The organism is Phormidium yuhuli AB48 (assembly GCF_023983615.1).
GTDB classification, from domain to species: domain Bacteria; phylum Cyanobacteriota; class Cyanobacteriia; order Cyanobacteriales; family Geitlerinemataceae; genus Sodalinema; species Sodalinema yuhuli.
In genome coordinates, this window is the sequence record NZ_CP098611.1 from 4,180,515 (window position 1) to 4,197,592 (window position 17,078).

General features: G+C 48.4%; 14 protein-coding genes. 6 read left to right on the forward strand and 8 right to left on the reverse strand.

The window, feature by feature from the left end:
- Nucleotides 1–144: 144 nt before the first annotated feature.
- Nucleotides 145–459, reverse strand: coding sequence for a small RNA NsiR4-regulated ssr1528 family protein (locus NEA10_RS18035; RefSeq protein WP_252662721.1), 315 nt, complete (start codon nt 457–459; stop codon nt 145–147).
- A 144-nt stretch (nt 460–603) separates the two neighbouring features.
- Between NEA10_RS18035 and NEA10_RS18040 the strand changes: the two genes are divergently transcribed.
- Both NEA10_RS18040 and NEA10_RS18045 read left to right on the forward strand, forming a co-directional pair.
- Entirely contained in the window at nt 604–1,062 is a 459-nt protein-coding gene (locus NEA10_RS18040) for a DUF2442 domain-containing protein (RefSeq protein WP_252662722.1), read from the forward strand.
- An 862-nt stretch (nt 1,063–1,924) separates the two neighbouring features.
- On the forward strand, nt 1,925–7,222 hold the full coding sequence (locus NEA10_RS18045) for an NACHT domain-containing protein (protein WP_252662723.1): 5,298 nt from the start codon (nt 1,925–1,927) through the stop codon (nt 7,220–7,222).
- Between the two features lie 62 nt (nt 7,223–7,284).
- On the opposite strand, the gene NEA10_RS18050 is transcribed toward NEA10_RS18045, so the two are convergent.
- Nucleotides 7,285–8,334, reverse strand: a complete 1,050-nt coding sequence (locus NEA10_RS18050; protein WP_252662724.1) for a peptidoglycan-binding domain-containing protein — start codon at nt 8,332–8,334, stop codon at nt 7,285–7,287.
- 205 nt (nt 8,335–8,539) lie between these two features.
- Nucleotides 8,540–8,716, reverse strand: a complete 177-nt coding sequence (locus NEA10_RS18055) for a hypothetical protein (RefSeq protein ID WP_252662725.1) — start codon at nt 8,714–8,716, stop codon at nt 8,540–8,542.
- Between the two features lie 198 nt (nt 8,717–8,914).
- Here NEA10_RS18055 and NEA10_RS18060 point away from each other — a divergent pair, with 198 nt between their 5' ends.
- Complete coding sequence (locus tag NEA10_RS18060; RefSeq protein WP_252662726.1) at nt 8,915–9,070, forward strand: hypothetical protein; 156 nt, start codon at nt 8,915–8,917, stop codon at nt 9,068–9,070.
- Nucleotides 9,071–9,113: 43 nt separating this feature from the next.
- The gene (gene rpsN, locus NEA10_RS18065; RefSeq protein WP_252662727.1) at nt 9,114–9,416 is read left to right on the forward strand and encodes a 30S ribosomal protein S14; all 303 of its coding nucleotides are present in this window, start codon (nt 9,114–9,116) and stop codon (nt 9,414–9,416) included.
- Between the two features lie 125 nt (nt 9,417–9,541).
- Here rpsN and NEA10_RS18070 read toward each other — a convergent pair whose 3' ends face one another.
- Nucleotides 9,542–9,889 carry a DUF8822 family protein gene (locus tag NEA10_RS18070; protein ID WP_252662728.1) on the reverse strand — a complete coding sequence of 116 codons (348 nt, stop codon included), beginning with the start codon at nt 9,887–9,889 and terminating at the stop codon, nt 9,542–9,544.
- A gap of 143 nt (nt 9,890–10,032) precedes the next feature.
- Here NEA10_RS18070 and aat point away from each other — a divergent pair, with 143 nt between their 5' ends.
- Nucleotides 10,033–10,629, forward strand: coding sequence for a leucyl/phenylalanyl-tRNA--protein transferase (gene aat / locus NEA10_RS18075; RefSeq protein ID WP_252662729.1), 597 nt, complete (start codon nt 10,033–10,035; stop codon nt 10,627–10,629).
- On the opposite strand, the gene NEA10_RS18080 is transcribed toward aat, so the two are convergent.
- Genes NEA10_RS18080 through NEA10_RS18090 form a run of 3 tightly spaced genes read right to left on the reverse strand, consistent with a single transcriptional unit; the run spans nt 10,626 to nt 14,957 of the window.
- Complete coding sequence (locus NEA10_RS18080) at nt 10,626–12,206, reverse strand: N-6 DNA methylase (RefSeq protein WP_252662730.1); 1,581 nt, start codon at nt 12,204–12,206, stop codon at nt 10,626–10,628. The two genes, aat and NEA10_RS18080, sit on opposite strands and share 4 nt — an antisense overlap.
- Before the next feature lie 41 nt (nt 12,207–12,247).
- A complete protein-coding gene (locus NEA10_RS18085; RefSeq protein WP_252662731.1) occupies nt 12,248–13,372 on the reverse strand; it encodes a chemotaxis protein CheW in 1,125 nt (374 codons plus the stop codon).
- 37 nt (nt 13,373–13,409) lie between these two features.
- Nucleotides 13,410–14,957, reverse strand: coding sequence for a CheR family methyltransferase (locus NEA10_RS18090; RefSeq protein ID WP_252662732.1), 1,548 nt, complete (start codon nt 14,955–14,957; stop codon nt 13,410–13,412).
- 220 nt (nt 14,958–15,177) lie between these two features.
- Between NEA10_RS18090 and NEA10_RS18095 the strand changes: the two genes are divergently transcribed.
- Nucleotides 15,178–15,828: a chorismate lyase gene (locus tag NEA10_RS18095; RefSeq protein ID WP_252662733.1), complete on the forward strand. Its 651-nt coding sequence runs from the start codon at nt 15,178–15,180 to the stop codon at nt 15,826–15,828.
- Between the two features lie 38 nt (nt 15,829–15,866).
- On the opposite strand, the gene NEA10_RS18100 is transcribed toward NEA10_RS18095, so the two are convergent.
- Entirely contained in the window at nt 15,867–16,952 is a 1,086-nt protein-coding gene (locus tag NEA10_RS18100; RefSeq protein ID WP_252662734.1) for a pentapeptide repeat-containing protein, read from the reverse strand.
- Nucleotides 16,953–17,078 lie beyond the last annotated feature (126 nt).

Consider the following 17,078-nt stretch of genomic DNA (forward strand, 5'->3'; position numbering starts at 1 on the left):
CAAATAAAATTTACAGATTGCTGGAGTCAGGAATTTGAATGGCGAGAGTGATCGAAATCACTCTCAAAACTTAACGAATCATTAAGCTACCTGTAGCCTAGTCAGCCACAAGCCCAGTCGGCCTCCGTCTGTAGAGAGAGCTTTTTAGGGGGAGTTTGTCGTATGGGAATAAAAAAAGTCTGCCTCTTGGGGGGTGAGGGGGGAGAGATTTGCCTCTTGTAGCAGGCGGCTCAGTTCCTCTGGAGGGAAGTGTTTGGAGCCAATACGGACGATGCGATCGCGCAGGGTTTTGGTGACCCCAGTGCGGGGCCGCCCAGCTTCGAGTTCCATGACCGTTCGATAGAGTTCGAGTTGGGAGTTGGGAATGGGACTTCCATCGAGATCCACTCCTCGGGCGATCGCCCCTTCAATGGCTTCGGCTCCTCGATAGGGGGTAGCGGGATTCCAATCGCGAGACATGGTGACGGTTTTTCCGTAAAGTTAAGACTGTAATGTCTCAACTCTACCTCTACCTGGGGCCAAGATAATGACGTAAAGACCTTTAGAGGGTTTGAGGGTTAGGCAGGACAAGGTAGGAATTTTGAAGGCGGTTGCAGGATATCCATGGCTAACCAATGGCAACAAAACTGGGACTTTGAGTTCACTGAAGAGGCATTAGCCGAAGAAATTGCCCAAGCTGAAGCCGAGGCCGCCTTGGCTGAAGACGGCCCCCGCGCCAAGAGCGTGCAATACAACAGAGAGCGGAACCTCGTGGAAGTTCAGCTACAAAATGGGGCAATTTTTGCCTTTCCGCCCCATTTAGTGCAAGGCCTAGACACCGCCACACCGGAACAACTCGACGATGTCTGGCTTGGCGGTAATGGTCAAAGTCTACATTGGCCGAGTCTGGATGCAGACTTCAGCCTCCCGGCTCTTGTGCAAGGTATTTTCGGCAGTCGTAACTGGATGGCCGAACTGGGCCGCAAAGGGGGTCAAAAAACCTCTACGGCCAAACACCAAGCCGCCCGTGAAAATGGCAAAAAAGGCGGCCGCCCCAAAAAAGCCAAATCCTCAAGGATGTGAGGTTCCCCCGACACCAACCTACGGTACACCGTAGGCGGAAGGAGGTGGAGGATTCACAGGCTTACTCCAGTGACTACCTGATTGTCTAGGCAAAGCTGATTGACTAACAAAACTGCTAAAACGTCCATATAGCAAAGCTTTCAGAATACGGAAGGTTTGAACTTTACAAGGTTTCCCAAATGGTAGTTTTAGGGATTGAGTTGCTGGCTTTGAGAATACGGCATGAACGTAAGATATTCATGATACCCTAAAATTCATATATACTAAAGCTTTCCGCAGCTAAGGTTCAACTTTTGTCAGTCAATCAGCCTTTACAACCTAACAAAGCATCGTAATTTGTCCAATAGTCCGGACATTTTTCTGGGCAAGCGCTGAAACCCTTGGTTTCTCGTTGGCCAGATCACTGTGGAAGATAGCTGAAACCCTCATTCTATCGTTGGCTTTCAAAAACTGTCCGGAGTGTTGTTGTCAGGACTCCTGTACAAATGCTAGAATGGGAGTCCTGATGACTATCGATCCTAATCAAACCATTGTTCCTCGTGACTCGGCTTCGGCCATGACGCGAGGGGTAATCACAAAGCGGAGTTTTCAAAACTAGATTCCGTATAACTAGAAAATATTGATATTCCGAACATAGCAATGTCAGATAGTTTATGAAACCGTGTTTCTAGCACAGTTTGTTTAGAAGAGCTTCCGTTTTTTTAAAGAAAGCGCTGTATTTTCATGAATGCATGTAAACAACTAAGTTACTCAACAAACTGCCAAAAGAGACAACTAGTGTTTTTTACGTCACTCCCACAAACGCTAGTGGTCTTTTTCGAAAAAAGAAGTTCTATAGTTTAAAATACGGATTGTTTTTTTTATGAATCAGAACCAAAATCATAAACAAAGTCCTGAATTAACAAGTGGAACAGGTTTCACCTTTGAAGATGGTGTAGTTGCGATATATTTAGCATCACTTCTTGATGAAAGTACGGCGCCAGGCTTGCCTAGTCGTATTGTTACAAAGGTTGCGACTCAACAAGCTAATTACGGTCAGCCTCTTGATGATTTAATTGTTTATGGTTGTGGGCAAGATGGGGGCAACATATGCCTTAGCTTACAAGTTAAGCGCTCATTGACTATTAGTTCAGCCAAATCAAACTCAGATTTCCGTGGAGTTGTATTGCGCTCCTACCAAACAATAAAAAAGCCTTATTTTCAGAACAATATAGACCGTGTAGGAGTGGCAACAGGAATGATTTCTGATCAAGCAAAGCGAAGACTAGAGACCATTTGTGAATGGGCAAGGGACTGCACATCAGAAGATGCCTTTTTTCAGAAACTGGCTCCTGGTTCTGTAAGTCAGCAGCATAGAGATACTGTTCAAGATTTTAGAGATATTCTTAAAGACAATTTAGAACCTGGCACGGAAAATGCTGAAGTATATCGGCTCCTCAAACATTTTGTCTTATTGCAGTTTAATCTTTTACATGAAGGCTCTATAGACGAAGCTCAGACAGTAGCGCTTCTACGGCATTGTCTCCATGAAGAAAATGCAGAACGAGCTGACGATTTATGGCGGCGCTTGCGTTTAATTGCACGCGAAGGAGCAGGAAGAAGTGCGGAGCTAAATCGACAAACACTTCTCAATCGGTTGTATGGCGCATTCCGGTTTCGAGGAGCTTTATCTCTTCAGTCAAGTCTTCTATGTCTCAAAGAAGAGGCCCGTCTAGCAATTGCTGACATCAATAACGATATAGATGGTCTTTCTATTAACCGTCAAACTGTTTTAAATGAGGTTAAAGCTAGCCTAAACAATCATCGCTTTGTTCAGATAATTGGGCTTCCGGGCACAGGAAAATCTGGAGTACTTCGAGAACTCGCTCAAGAATATTTTAATGCTGGTTCATTATTAATCCTGAAAGCCGATCGGCTTCTTTCAGGTTCTAACTGGTTAGCTTACTCACAGGCATTAGGCCTTAGTCCAGTTTCGATTGAAGTTTTATTGATGGAAATTTCAGTCACCGGTTCACCCATACTTTTTATAGATGGTCTTGATCGAATAGAATTATCTAGTCGGAAAATAATTTTGGATATTGTCAACACAATTCTTCAGGATCCGAGTTTGACAACACAATGGAGTATTGTCGCTACACTTCGTGATAGTGGAATTGAACCACTGAGAACTTGGATGCCCACTGAATTGCTTCGGGGTGAAGGCGTTGCTACAGTAGAGGTTAAACCGTTTAACGATGACGAAGCTGAAATACTTTCTAATGAAAAGCCTGAATTGCGAGATTTGTTATTTGGTGAAGAACGGCTGAGAGAAATTGCTCGACGTCCTTTCTTTGCAAATGTACTTGCCAGGAATTTTATTCAGCAAGGAGCTGTTGCAAAACCTCTTTTCCGATCAGAAATAGACCTGATTGATGCATGGTGGTCTCGGGGCGGTTTCAACATTGACTCCAATTTCTTAATTCGCTGTCAACGTACTCTTGTTCGACTAGCTCAACTTGGTGCTAATACCTTGGGACGGCGTATCAGACTACATGATGTTGATCTAGATGCCGTTGCAAGACTTAGATCTGAAGGTATTTTACGAGATGTGAGGAGCGGACATTCGATTAAATTCGCTCATGATATTTTCTTTGAGTGGGCTTTTTTTCAATTCTTAATTGATTGTGAGGAAGATTGGTTGAACGAGATTCAGGTGGTGGGTGAACCTCCTGTACTTGGTCGAACCGTTGAATTACTATCTCAAAATATATTTTGTAATGAGGATGATTGGGGTAGCCATCTTGAGCGCATTGAAACATCTTCTCTTAGACCTCAGTGGACACGAGCTTGGTTACTTGGACCCTTCAGCATTCCTGGCTTTTCAGATCGAGCAAATTTATTTACCTCAGCTGTCATTTCAAACCAATCAAAACGTTTGTCGAAGTTGGCAGTTTGGTTTCAGGCCGAAAAGACAAGAGTAAATCCCGTTGTTCTGGAACGTTCTTTCGCAAAAGCTCAACTTTCTAATCTCGAAATCATGCAGCTTGCTGATACGCTTGCATGGCCTTCAGATGTTGCAACTTGGTCTCGATGTTGTAAATGGCTTCTCGACCATATTGATGAATTTTCAATTAATACCTTGCCTGATGTGCTTTCGGTTTTTGAAGTCTGGCAAAATGCATTTGCAGATCTGAAAAATCAAACATCCTATCGAATTCTGAGAGTGGTTAGAATATGGCTTGAAGAAGTTGAAGATTGCTGTCATTCAGAATCCTTTTCCCATGATTACGGACGGTGGGACAGCCTTTGGAGAAATGGTTTAGAGGAATTTGAGAAACGGCTACGTAGCTTGTTGCTTCGCTCCGCCAGAGCTGCCACTGAAGATATCGAAGCTTACCTTACACGTGTAATTTCTATAAGAAGGTTAAGTAACAGCGTTTTTGAGCAAATCATTCAATATTCCTCTATTTTGTCAGAAGTCTGTGCAAGTAAACTAGCAGAATTGACATTGGTTGAGCTACGAGGTGCTCTTCCCCAAGAGGTTGCAAACCGACCCCGAGGTAATCGGTCAACTTCTCCAAGTTTCTCGTTCTTTCATTGGAGAGAACTAGCGATCGAACATCCTTCACAGGTATTTCATCCACCATCACCACTACGCGAACCATTCAATTCACTATTTCAGAAAGCTCCTAGTGAGGCATTATGTATAGTTCGCAACTTAACCAATCATGCCATTACAGCTTGGCGGCAGTTATTTAATTTGGATCGGGAAAATAAATTGACACCTATTTCCCTCGTTCTTGATTTTCCATGGGGACAGCAATCCTTCTGGGGAGATGCTCAGGTTTATTTATGGTTTCGAGGATATCAGGGGCCTGATGCAGTTGAAGCTGGGCTAATGGCTTTAGAAGCTTGGGCATTCTCTGAGGTTGAAAGCGGTCGAGACGTAGACGATGTAATTCGGGATGTTGTGACCGGGCATGAATCATGCTCGGTATTAGGAATTGCAACGACAATTGCTCTTAACAGCAGGAGAATATCCGCAAATACCCTGCCGTTGGTTGCCTCACAAAGATTATGGAAATGGGATATTCAACGTCGCGTTCAAGATATGAGTTCGCCTACAAACCTGATGGGATTCTCTGTCAGGAGTGAGCCAATACATCTAGAAGCAGTCCGTACAAGCAACAGTCGTGATATTAGAAAGACTGACATACGCTTCTTGGCTCAAATTTTTGTTCTTCATCCGAATGAAGAGTTGCGAGAAGCAGCTCAAAGTGCAATACAGGCTTTTCCTCATAGCCTACCTTATGAGTACGAGGAGAGCCAGCAAGACGAATCAGAAACAAGCGGTCTCCTTCTGACAGCCGAAATCTGGGCAGAACTAGGGAAGCCTAATAACTACCAATTTACTCCTCTTGAGGATGGTTCAGCAGTACAAATCGAACTCGATAATCCAAGAAACACTCAACCAGATATGGTAGAGGCAGCTCAGCAGCACGAAGAGTATAATCATAGGCTTAGAATTTTATTGTGGATTTATAACGGTTTTGAGAAGAATCTCCTAGAAGAGACATTTACTATTTCTGATGCAATAGAAATAGCCAAGCATTTAGATGAAGAAAATTTATTTATCGAGCCCTACAACACACTGGATTTTTATAACAGCTCAGCAATTTTTGCTGGTGTTGCTGCTGTAGCACTTAAATTTTCTGATGAATTACTGGAGGAAAATTTATTGTGGGCTGCGGATATCGTGTTACGTACTGCTGAAACACCAGAGTACCAGGAGGAAATGTGGTCGCCACATTCTCTTGTTATGCATCATCCATGTTTGTATGCTGCCTATGGTTTAGTATCACTCATTAAAAGAGGGCTTTCGACATTAGAAGCAAAGAGGAGATTGATAAGATTAAGTGGTCATCCTCTAGAGCAGATCTCAGTAGCTACGATAGTTTCCTCATTCGAGCTATGGTCAATTGATGCAAATTTTTCTTGGCTGATGCTTGATCTAGGAATTATGCTTTCCACTGGAATTTTGTTTTCAGAAGAAGAATCTGAGGAAGAAGAAAGCCAAAGAACTGTTATTAACCCTATCGATAAAGCCCTTGAACTTCTGGAAAAGAATGAAGAAATTGCAGTTTCGCTAACCGAAATACCAGAACCATGGTTTTTTGCTCCACCTCAACCTCAACGAGATTTACTTAATCTGGAATATAGATCTGAGGTTCCAGTTTGGAGAGAACCAGACGTAGTTCTGAGATGGGATTTTCTTGCTAAAATACTTCAAAAAGTTCCCGTTTCAGTAATAATGTCTGACCCTATTCGAAAGTCAGCTTTTCTTGAATTTAGTAGTTCTCTTATAAGATGGACTATTGAGCGACTTTCCCCCTCATGCATGGATCAAAGCCAGAAACGAGAGTTTGAAAGAAGATTAGCAAACCTTCTTGAATGGCGATCACACCTTTCTCAAGTTCTCGCAAGAGTTTTGCTTTTTACTGATATACAGGAAGCTAAAACTATCTTTCTAGATCCAGTTTTTGGGTTAGATACTGAATTAGCGGCTTCCCTGATTGCCCCTTTCCTCAGCATGTTGGCTTGTCATGTTATGGATTCCCCTGAAATTCCAAGAAATGCGTTGTCTCTCATGGAAATATGTTTGCCAAGCATCCTTCAATATCGAGATTGGGACGATGCTCGACACCGAGATGGAAAGCTTTCGGGATTCGATATACCCAACATTGTCAGTATTCTCCTCTTTATCCACGTAGAGGAACCAATAGGAGCTAGTCGTTTTGCCAATGGGAATTGGCGCGATATATCTGAAGTTATGCCGATTGTAGATCCGTTTATTCGAAGTGTAGGTGACGTTGCAAGCGTGACCTCAAGATTTCTAACATTATGTGAACGCTCAATCGAGCATTACCCAGTTGAAATCTTCGTCGAGCAAGTTACATGTATTTTGTCTAAAGATTCAGATATTCCAGCAGGATGGCGTGGTAGTACTATTCCACTTCGAATAGCTTCTTTAGTCCAGGCTTTTGCAGAACGTGAGCATCCACTTGAAAGACAATTGGCTCAGGACATGCTTTGGATACTTGATTGGTTAGTAGATATGGGAGTACGGCGGGCCGCAGAGTTACAGATTAGTGAACCATTCAAGGATGTCCGTGTTAGTTAATTTACTGGTCTTATCTTAACGACGAAATGTAAGTTCCAGCTCTTGCAATCTGAGCCCCTCCATCAAGGTCTCAAATCTGCTTGAGACAGACGCATCCGGGCCAGAGGGTTCTGGAAATGTTCCACCCGAGCGTTGATTAACCCTCGCTCCCGTAACGCCGACACCCGAGCCTCCGCCGCCTCACGATCGACATAACGACCCGCATCCATATAAGGACCCCGGCGATCGCCAAAAAAGCGTAAGGACTGGGGTCGTAGGCCCGGTAAATTATCCAGACGGGCGATCGCACTGCGAAGCCGATTCATCTCTGCCATGGGAGGGCGATTATGGCGAAAGGGAACCACCACCACATACCGATGGTTGGCAAACAAACGATTTAAGGTTCGCTCCGTCGCTATCCCAGAGGCCTCCAGACCGTTATCCCGCTGATAGGCCCGCACCGCATCTTCAGTAATCTCAGCATACAAACCCGTGAAAGGTCCCGTAAAATAGGCAGACCCCTGAGGGTTACGGGTTTCTGACAATACCCGTTGCAACTCTCGCACCTCAAAGCCAAAATCTCCAGGCCTCAGTTCAACGGGAAACTCCGCCCGGCGAATACGACCTTCCAAGACTCCCGACAGCACCAGTGCCGTGCGGCGATCGAGTTGTCCTAACACCGGAGCGTCGATTCCGTAGCGTTGTTGAAACCGCCGCACAGTGCTGGCCGTCTGATTCCCATAGACGCCATCTTCTGCAATGGGGCCCAAACCAATCTGATTCAGGGCCACCTGCAACTCGCGCACACTACCGGTCTCATCCCCCGGTTGCAGGACAGGATCGCCAAAGCCAAGCCATTGATTGGAGGAAAATAGACGACGAGAAGCAATAGACCGGCCAAATAAAGCCTCACGGGTGTTGGCGTCGACCCGTCCATTCACCGCTAAGCCAGCGTCCTCCTGAAACTCTTGGATCGCTCTCTCAGTTTCGCGGTCAAAAAAGCCGCTCACCGGCTCGTCGAAATAGCCAAACTCCGTCAGCAGCAGTTGTACTTCCGCCACATCATTATTAGCATCGCCGAACTGCAAGACCGAATTGCTTTGGGCGATCGCCCCAGGGCCCAACGAGTTCACCTCGAAGGACTGAGAAACAGAAGCCCGCACATCCGAGGCGAGCGGGCCTCCGCCCCAAAGGAGGACCGTGAAAAGGAGTATAAACGTTCCCCCTCTCATCGAAAGCAGATGGCGAGGGGGCAAAAAGAGGTAAGACATGGCGATTTGAGCGGAATTTGACTCAACTCCCATGTTAACAAGTCCCAGTCCCCGTCAGCATCAGCACCTAGACCACACCCAGGTGGTCAAGAATCAGGGCCAGAGCCGCTGCAAAAATCGTAATTCCTAACGCCAACCAGGGACTTTGACCTTGAGCCACAGCAAACGACGTTGCTACCCCGGCTCCCAAGGCGGCCGTGACTGCTGCAACGATGGGATCTTGTTTTGTGTTTTTGTTGTACATAAGACCGATGATTCAAATGCCGTTTCCAACCGAGGAGCCGTCTGAACGGCTAACCATGGATTACAAGGTATCACTGACGTTTGGCAAATCTCCCTGGATGCCCGCAAATCGCAATCAAGCTTTAGATTAAGATACGTTTGTTCATACTTTCGCTAGAAACGGTCTCTCGTTACCCCGAACTCCCCGTATAACGTCGGCATGACCGCCTATAGCGAGAGCGATCGCCAAACCGGAGAATTTCGCGGCTATGAACCTGTCCACCTCTATGACTGGAGCTGGATGAAGCCACCCTGGCCCCTAAGTCCTAAACCCAACCCTCGCCCCCATTTCCATTCTGGGGGCGATCGCCTATAATGAGAGATTGGTGTCTTGCACAGAAGCAGAGAACAAATTTTTCATGGCTAAGAAAAGCTCCATCGAGCGTCATAAGAAGCGCAAACAACTGGTTGAAAAATACGCTGAACGGCGTGCCGAACTCAAAGAGGAGTTTCGCACTGCCCCCAGCCAGCGCGAGAAAATGGAAATCCATCGTAAGCTGCAACAGCTCCCCCGCAACAGTTCCCGCACTCGGGTTCGCAATCGTTGCTGGGCTACCGGTCGTCCTCGGGGGTACTACCGGGACTTCGGTCTGTGCCGCAACCAACTCCGAGAAATGGCTCACGAAGGACTCCTCCCCGGACTGGTCAAATCCAGTTGGTAATTCGCGATCATTGAGATGGGGGTGACGCTGGCGTTGATGTCGTCTGCCGTACCCCTGTTTTTTTTGGCCTTATGGCAGAAACACGCCCATCATCGCCCTAGAGTTGACCCGGATCGGCCAACCCGTCAGGCCCCACAGCAGCGATCAATCCCGAGACTGTCTAACAGCAGATCACTCACCGCATTGGCGATCGCAAACTCCCCAAAAAAGCTTTCGGAAAAATCGAACGACTGCATTTCCGTCACAATCGCCAGAACCAACGAGCCCACATCATTTTCCCCCTCAAGGCGCTGCCGCACATACACCCGAGTTGCTCGTTCAGCAATCTCGCCATTAATCGCCTCGGGAATAAACTCCTCATCCAGCCAGCGATGAAGACTCTCTTTGAGCCATCTTCCTTCCTGAGTTGGGTCATTCACCGGGGGCAAGGTTACGGGTCGGATAGGTTGGGGGCTATGAGGATCTGACACCATTTGTAAACTTGTATGATGAGTGGGCCTTAACGTCTTTAGAGAGAATTTTTAGCAATTCTAACGTGCCCATTGTAGCGTGTTTCCCTTGCCCCTCCTGTTTCATATCCAGTAACCCCCAAGTGGTGCTGTCTGACTCAACCACGATGAATACCGATATCACCCATATCATCCACGGCTATTCCCAAGGCTATTTCCTCATGAACACTGAGGATGAGTTGGATCCTGACTCTGGCCATCTCGACTGGTATTGCAGCAATGAGCGCACCCTCATTCCCCTCGACGAGCGTTTCCGCTACCCCAAATCCTTGCGACGGGTTCTCAACCAACAGCGGTTTAGCGTCGCCATCAACCGTGACTTTCCCGCCGTCGTCGCCGGCTGCGCGAACCGAGAAAGTACCTGGATTTCCCCGGAACTCAAGGACATTTATCTAGGCTTACACCACAGCGGCTGGGCCCATAGCTTTGAAACCTGGCAGGGCGATCGCCTCGCCGGGGGAATTCTCGGCATCACCATTGGTGCCGTGTTTATCGGCGAATCCATGTTTTTCAACATCCCCGATGGCTCTAAAGTGGCCATGGTGAAACTCGTCGAACATCTGCGCCGCCAAAACTTTGAGTTATTTGACGCCCAGTTGATGAATCCTCATCTAGCCCGTTTCGGGGCCCATATTATTGATGACCCCGAATATAAAGAACTGCTCCAGGATGCCATCCACCGTCCCTGTCGCTTTGTTCCTTAAGGGCCCGGGTAGAGGGGTTCCATCAGTTGATTACTCAGGGCGATCGCCCCCGCCACATCCTCCTGAGCCAGATGCAGCACCTTGACCACGAGCCTCTGATCCATCCCCTGCAAGTGCTCCAGGTTTGGGGCCAGACTTTGATTTAAATCCCCCGGCTCAAATTTATTTAACCCATTCCCATAGTGGCGTTGATTGCGTTTCACCAAGCTTTGACCCACATCACTGAGCAAATAGACAAAAATCGCATCAATCCACTCTGCTCCAATCTGATTCGGATAAAAGCCGTGAAAACAGGTTAAATGTAACGCATCGGACAAATTACGAACCACCTTAAACCGCTGGCGATGGAACACCCCAACCCACAACGGCGATACCGGTCGCCGCTCTAATTTGTACCAAGGATGACGCATTTTGGTCAGATAACGCTGATGATAGCCACAGTCCTCCCCAAAGGCAATATAGGCTTGCAATTCTGGGGTATCCGCGTTGAGAATATCTAAACAATAGATAGCCTTATCCCCTTGCACTAACTGTTCTAGATGTTGGCCGGTTAACACCAGCTCTTGTAACTGCTGGCTTTTACTAATGCAGGAACACCAAGTATCATCTCCTAACCCCAACTGCTTCACCCGAGATGGTGTCAGGCTAAAAAAGGCATTGGCTCCTGTGGCAATTCCCCGTCGAAAGTGTCCATAGTTTGACAGGAGGCAAAAGTCCTTAGGAGGAGTGACCCCCCCTCTAGCTGACTCAATCACCGTTGACCACTTTTCCTCCGTGGAAAACATCGTTGGGGGGAGTTGAGCCTGAAACCATTGAGAAAAATCCTGCAAACTCTCCAGGGTGGCTTGATTTTCCACAAAACTAAGCTTGACTGGCTCCTGTTTCTGATTGTTCTCGCAAAGTAGCACACAAACTGTAGTCAACGCATCAGGAAATATGTCTTTTTCATTTCGTACTACAATAATTTGCTTTAGTAGTTTTTCCTTAAATAACTGTTCTTTGAAGGGCAGGCTATAACGAGTATTAAAACATTCAAATGGTAAAATAAACGCAAGACGACCCCAAGGATTGAGTTCTGACAAGGACTTCATCAAGAAAATTGAGGCTAAGTTTGAATTTCCTTTAAGCCTATAGCCGAGTTTAGCCTCAAGATTTTGGCGAACCTCCTGTCGATTCAGGAACTTTTGAAATCGCATATAGGGAGGATTGCAAATAATTGCATCTACTCCCTGAATGTCTGCTTTTAAGTAATCTTTAGGGATAAGAGTAAGGCAGGAATTTTTAGAGATGATATCTTGAGTATAAGATAAAATAACCGGGTCAATATCATAGGCAATAAATTCATAGGCTGAGGTGACAAGAGAGCGCAGTTCAAGGCTGAGCAGTTCTCGATAGAAGACCCCTAAGCCAAAGGCTGGATCTAAAATTTGATGGGGCTGCCGCTGAAGCACCCAATGGAGCATCAATCGGGCTACCTTGGGGGGCGTAAAAAACTGGCCATAGGTTTGGCGATGCTGACTAGAGGTGTTTAAACGATAGCGACTCGATGGATCGGCATTGCCCATTCCTGTACCCATTTTTGAACCTGGTGACTTCCCCCGCCAATGTAACTCAGGGGTTACGGTTCCTCATCCACCACCAACTCGCCTTGAGTGAGCAACTTACGGATATCTAAAATAGTGAGGGCAGTGGCTTCATAGAGAACCGTTCCCTGTAAGTATTCATCAGAGGTGGCCCGAATCGCCGTGGGCATCGGCGAAATGTTACGGGGGTTGATGGGGGTGACATCAAACACTTCATCCACCAAAATCCCCACCACCATTTTATCAACCTGCACCACCACCGCTCGTCGGCGCTGCTCGGGGTGGCGATCGCCCTCAGACAGCGTTGGCTCCAGATTGAGACATTGATTAATCCGGATAAGCGTGAGAATTTCCCCCCGCAGATTCATATTGCCCACCACATGAGGCGGACAACAGGGAATGGGGGTGATATAACGAACATCCGTAAACTCCCGCACCACCTGGAGATCAATGCCAAAATACTCTCCCTGTAAGGCCACAACTGCCAGAGAGATGATCTGATTCAAGTCTGGGGTTTCCGTCGGGGTGCGCAGACGATTGGCCCGTTGCCGAAAGACATCCTGTTCCTCCAGACTCGCATCGGGGCAAAACTCAACGCGATCGCGTTCAGGTTCCTGTTGCTGCGAACGCTCCTCAGACTCCTCTATGAACTCATCATCCTCAGGAACTTGCTGACGCAGGGCCTGCAGAATCGCCTCCTCATCCAAAAGTGAGACAAGATGAGTTTGAATTTGAACCACCCCTTTTAAGAAGCGTTGGCGTTGACGCAGGGGGAGAGATGGGGAATCTCCCCAGGCCACATCGGGAGATGGAGAACCGCCCTCCTGAGGCTGATAAATAAACTTACGGGTAATGCTTTCAGGGTCAATCTGGACCACTTCTCGAACCTGATTGACCAAAAATGTCACTTTCAGCTCACCGTCATGGATCGTGATGAGGCTATCACTCAACTGATAGCGTTGGCGGCGATGGCCGAGGCAATGAGGCAAATCGAACACCGGAACAATAGTTCCCCGCAGGTTGAACATCCCCACAATATCGCGGGGGGCTTCGGCCATGGTGGTTAGTTCAGGCAAAAAGAACACCTCTTCAACCACCTTGGCGTTGATGGCATAGTGGCTGTGAGCAATGTCAAAGAGGAGATAGGGAGATAAATCCATAGGAGTCATACCAGTTCGAAAATCCCGCGCGATTGGCTCAAGAGTTTTTAATCTGTTGCAACAGTTGCCCTGCTGTGAGTTGAGCGTCAACATCCATTGGAGTATTCGGGGGGAGCGATCGCAGAATGTTTACGGCACTCTCCTCCATGCGTTGGGCCCGTTGTAGATCCCCCTCTAGACGGTAGATTTGCGCCAGTTCCAAATAGGCTAACGGCATTTTCGGGGCCAGGTAGATAATTTTCTTCAGCACCTGCTTAGCCCGGTTAATCTGGCCCTGGGCGTCATAGAGATGAGCCAGGAGATAATGGGGACGAACGGCTAAGGAGTCAATCTCTAATGCTTGTAGACAGTAATAAACCGCCTTTTGATGCTCTCCGAGATTGGCATAGGCCCGGGCAATCAGGAGATAAGCTTCCACATGACGGGGGTGCTGAGATAGGACTTGTTCCGCTGTGTGGATGGCCTGGGGATAGGCGGAGGCCTGAAACTGTTGCTGGGCCTCTTGCCAATGGGCCGGTTCCCCCTCAACCCGCTCCCGTTGCTCCACCCGGGGCATCACAGGGCGGGCTACGGGGTTGAGGGGGATTATGGGACTGGGCTGGGGTAGAACGGGTAGAGGCACTGTTTGGGGTGGGGTTGGATAAGTCCTTGGCGGGGATATTTGAGTCGGGAGCGATCGCAATCCCTGATGCTCTAAGCGATCGCAGCGTTGATAAACCACCGATTGGGGGAACAGTTGGCTGTGGAACTGATGATTCCCGGAACTTTGCAGCTCGGCATGGGCCGCAATGAGATAGCCTCCCAGACTTAGGCTGTCGTAGAACTTCTCTAAAACCTGTTCAATGGCGGCCGGTTCAAAATAGATGAAAACATTGCGGCAGAGGATTAAATCTAGGTCATAGAGGTTGAGATTCACATCGGGAAAAGCATCACTGACGAGGTTCAGGCCCTTAAAGGTCACCAGGCGGCGAATCTCGGGGTTGAGGCGATAGCGATCGCCCTGTTGCTGGAAGTACTGACGTTGAATCGAAGCATCCACCTGACGAAAGGACCAAGCACTATACTCCCCTCGTCGGGCAACGGCTAAGCTTTCATCATTGATATCCGTGCCGATAATCTGTAAATCCCAGTGATCGCGATCGTTCAGTAATTCCCAGAGAACGATCGCCAAAGAATAGGGTTCTTCACCCGACGCACAAGCCGCACTCCAAATCTTTAACTGGGGACGCTGGCCGTTTTGGGCAGCGATATTGCGCCGTTTCACCAAAATTTCCGGCAACAGGCGCGATCGCAGCAACTCAAACTGGCCGCGATCGCGGAAAAAATAACTTTCCGTCACCACCAAACGACGAATCAAAACCGTCCATTCGCGCCGACTGGCACTCGTTTGGCGATCGACCGTCAAGGGGTTATCCACCTCAAGGCGCAGCAACTCATAGTACTGGGAGGGAGACGACAGTCCCAAGGTACACAGCCGTTGTTCTAATTTTTTACACAAATTGCGCTCGTCTTGAGGGCGAATCAGTAATCCCGTATGACGTGCAATAAGCCTAGAGAAACGTTGAACCCAGTCAGCGTTGAACATTCAGAAGTTTTTGTCAGGCAATAAATGAAGGGCAAGGGCATTGAATGGGGGGATACATCGTCCAGGAATTGCCAGCAGTCCAGCACTAGCAGGGATTCCCGAGGCAGGCCGCCCTCTTCTAAGCCTAACCTAGATTTTCCCGGTTATCCCCGTTATCCCCTCAGCGATCGAACGAACAACGCTATGATGGAAAGGGAAAAGTTAAGTTCTGTTAAGAAAATTGACTGCGACGTTCGAGTATCCCGATCGCACTGACGCCTGCCGAACTTGGAACGCCCTTGATCTAATTTGGCAAGGGGGAGAGGACGCAGTTCGTCATGGCCTCCCCCACCAGCAACTCGCCCCTGCTTGGCAAATGTTGCTGCTTGGGGATGGTTCCCCCACCCGTCACCTACGCCTGCTCACCGGCGAACCCACCGAAGTCGATGTCATTGATATGTCGGCTATCGGCACTGACGGAGATTGCGCCCCCGACCTCATCAAAGCCGTACCCAGTCCCCGACTGCGGCGACAGGTGTGGCTACGTACTGCCTCCGGACAACGACTAGCCTACGCCACCTCCTGGTGGGAAGCTAGTCACATCGACGACTACTTACAAAACCGCTCCCTCCCCATCTGGGAAAACCTCTCCCGCATCCATGCTGAACTCTATCGTGATGTGCGAGGGATCTATTACGGTCACTCACGCCCCCTAGAACAGGCGTTTAATGAGTCAGGCCCATTCTGGGGTCGCCACTACCTCTTTTGGCATCATGGTCAGCCTCTGACACTCATCTATGAGGTGTTTTCGCCCTATCTCCGGAACTATTTAGGACCGATGGAGGGGGAAGGGAACAGGGAACAGGGAACAGGGAACAGGGAACAGAAATAATGTAGGGGCGTACCTTTATGGTCGCCCTAGGCAAGAGACTAGGTTGTGGCTAGGAGTTGTCGGAGATGGGACTTGGCGGCGGCGAGTTCACTCTCTGTGGGTTCCGTTTGCGTCCAGGTGTCGCGTTGGTGTAATAAATCGCACCAACCTTGTAACTGTGGGAACTGGGGTAGGAGATGACCATTGCGGGGTAGCCAGGGAATGACCGTACCCGCTACGATATCTGCCAGACTTAGGGCTGGGCCGCCAAAATAGGGATTTCCCTGTAACTTGTCTTCAAAGACCTCTAACACCTCATCAAGGGACTCATGCACCGCCTTTAACCCCGACTCATCTAGAGGCGTTTCTCCAAACTCATGACGCATTAACGGCATCAGTCGCGGTAGTAACTCATTTACCGTCAACATCTCAATCATGCGGACCGTGGCTAAGGCTTTCGGTTCTCGGGGTAAGAGTGGAGGATAAGGGGCGATCGCCTCGATGTAATCCAGAATAGCCAGAGATTCAAACACCGTAAATTCCCCATCCACCAACACCGGAACCTGGCCAAAGGGGTTCACCTCGCGGAACTGGGGCGATCGCTGGTCCCCATCCAACCTCAAGGCCACCAACTCGAAGGAAATCCCCTTTTCTAACAGGGCAATCCACACCCGCCGGGCATTCCAAGAGACTGGGTGATAGTACAGCCGCAACACCGTTCCCCCCGTATCATCAGCATCCTCCTCTTCCAACGGCGTAATCACCCCTTGAATCGTGCCATCGGGGAGAATCGCCTCACTCAAATTCGCCTCCTCAAGATTCGCCAAACTCAGATCCGCCCGTAACAGATTGGCATGACTGAGATTGGCCCCACTCAAATCCGCCCGCGTCAGAATCGCCCCCCGTAAATCCGCCCCACGCAAATCCGCCCCACTCAAATCCACCCAACTCAAATCCGCCCCCCGTAAATCCGCCCGGCTGAGATTGGCTTGATTGAGAATCGCCTCACTTAAATCAATGCCATGCAAAATCGTATTGTGTAAATCCGCCCCACTCAGGCGAACTTGCTCAAACTCCCGTTCCCCAGCCTTATAGCGTTTCAGAAGTTCATCCGTCGTGCGTAGTTCTCCGTCGCGTCCTGTCATAATGATGATATAAAAGCGTCAACCATGAAGGGGTCGAGGAGCCAGGGGCGATCGCCCCCAAACTCCTCAAGCTCATTTTGCCATGATCTCAGCCGGCAGATTTCCCACAGCCCCAGCAACGGACTA

Excerpts from the sequence above, each read along its gene's own strand:
- aat (WP_252662729.1), top strand. The coding sequence starts at position 10,033 with ATGAATACCGATATCACCCATATCATCCACGGCTATTCCCAAGGCTAT.
- rpsN (WP_252662727.1), top strand. The coding sequence starts at position 9,114 with ATGGCTAAGAAAAGCTCCATCGAGCGTCATAAGAAGCGCAAACAACTG.
- NEA10_RS18090 (WP_252662732.1), bottom strand. The coding sequence starts at position 14,957 with ATGTTCAACGCTGACTGGGTTCAACGTTTCTCTAGGCTTATTGCACGT.
- NEA10_RS18100 (WP_252662734.1), bottom strand. The coding sequence starts at position 16,952 with ATGACAGGACGCGACGGAGAACTACGCACGACGGATGAACTTCTGAAA.
- NEA10_RS18060 (WP_252662726.1), top strand. The coding sequence starts at position 8,915 with ATGACCGCCTATAGCGAGAGCGATCGCCAAACCGGAGAATTTCGCGGC.
- NEA10_RS18070 (WP_252662728.1), bottom strand. The coding sequence starts at position 9,889 with ATGGTGTCAGATCCTCATAGCCCCCAACCTATCCGACCCGTAACCTTG.
- NEA10_RS18040 (WP_252662722.1), top strand. The coding sequence starts at position 604 with ATGGCTAACCAATGGCAACAAAACTGGGACTTTGAGTTCACTGAAGAG.
- NEA10_RS18080 (WP_252662730.1), bottom strand. The coding sequence starts at position 12,206 with ATGGGTACAGGAATGGGCAATGCCGATCCATCGAGTCGCTATCGTTTA.
- NEA10_RS18035 (WP_252662721.1), bottom strand. The coding sequence starts at position 459 with ATGTCTCGCGATTGGAATCCCGCTACCCCCTATCGAGGAGCCGAAGCC.
- NEA10_RS18055 (WP_252662725.1), bottom strand. The coding sequence starts at position 8,716 with ATGTACAACAAAAACACAAAACAAGATCCCATCGTTGCAGCAGTCACG.
- NEA10_RS18045 (WP_252662723.1), top strand. The coding sequence starts at position 1,925 with ATGAATCAGAACCAAAATCATAAACAAAGTCCTGAATTAACAAGTGGA.
- NEA10_RS18085 (WP_252662731.1), bottom strand. The coding sequence starts at position 13,372 with ATGGATTTATCTCCCTATCTCCTCTTTGACATTGCTCACAGCCACTAT.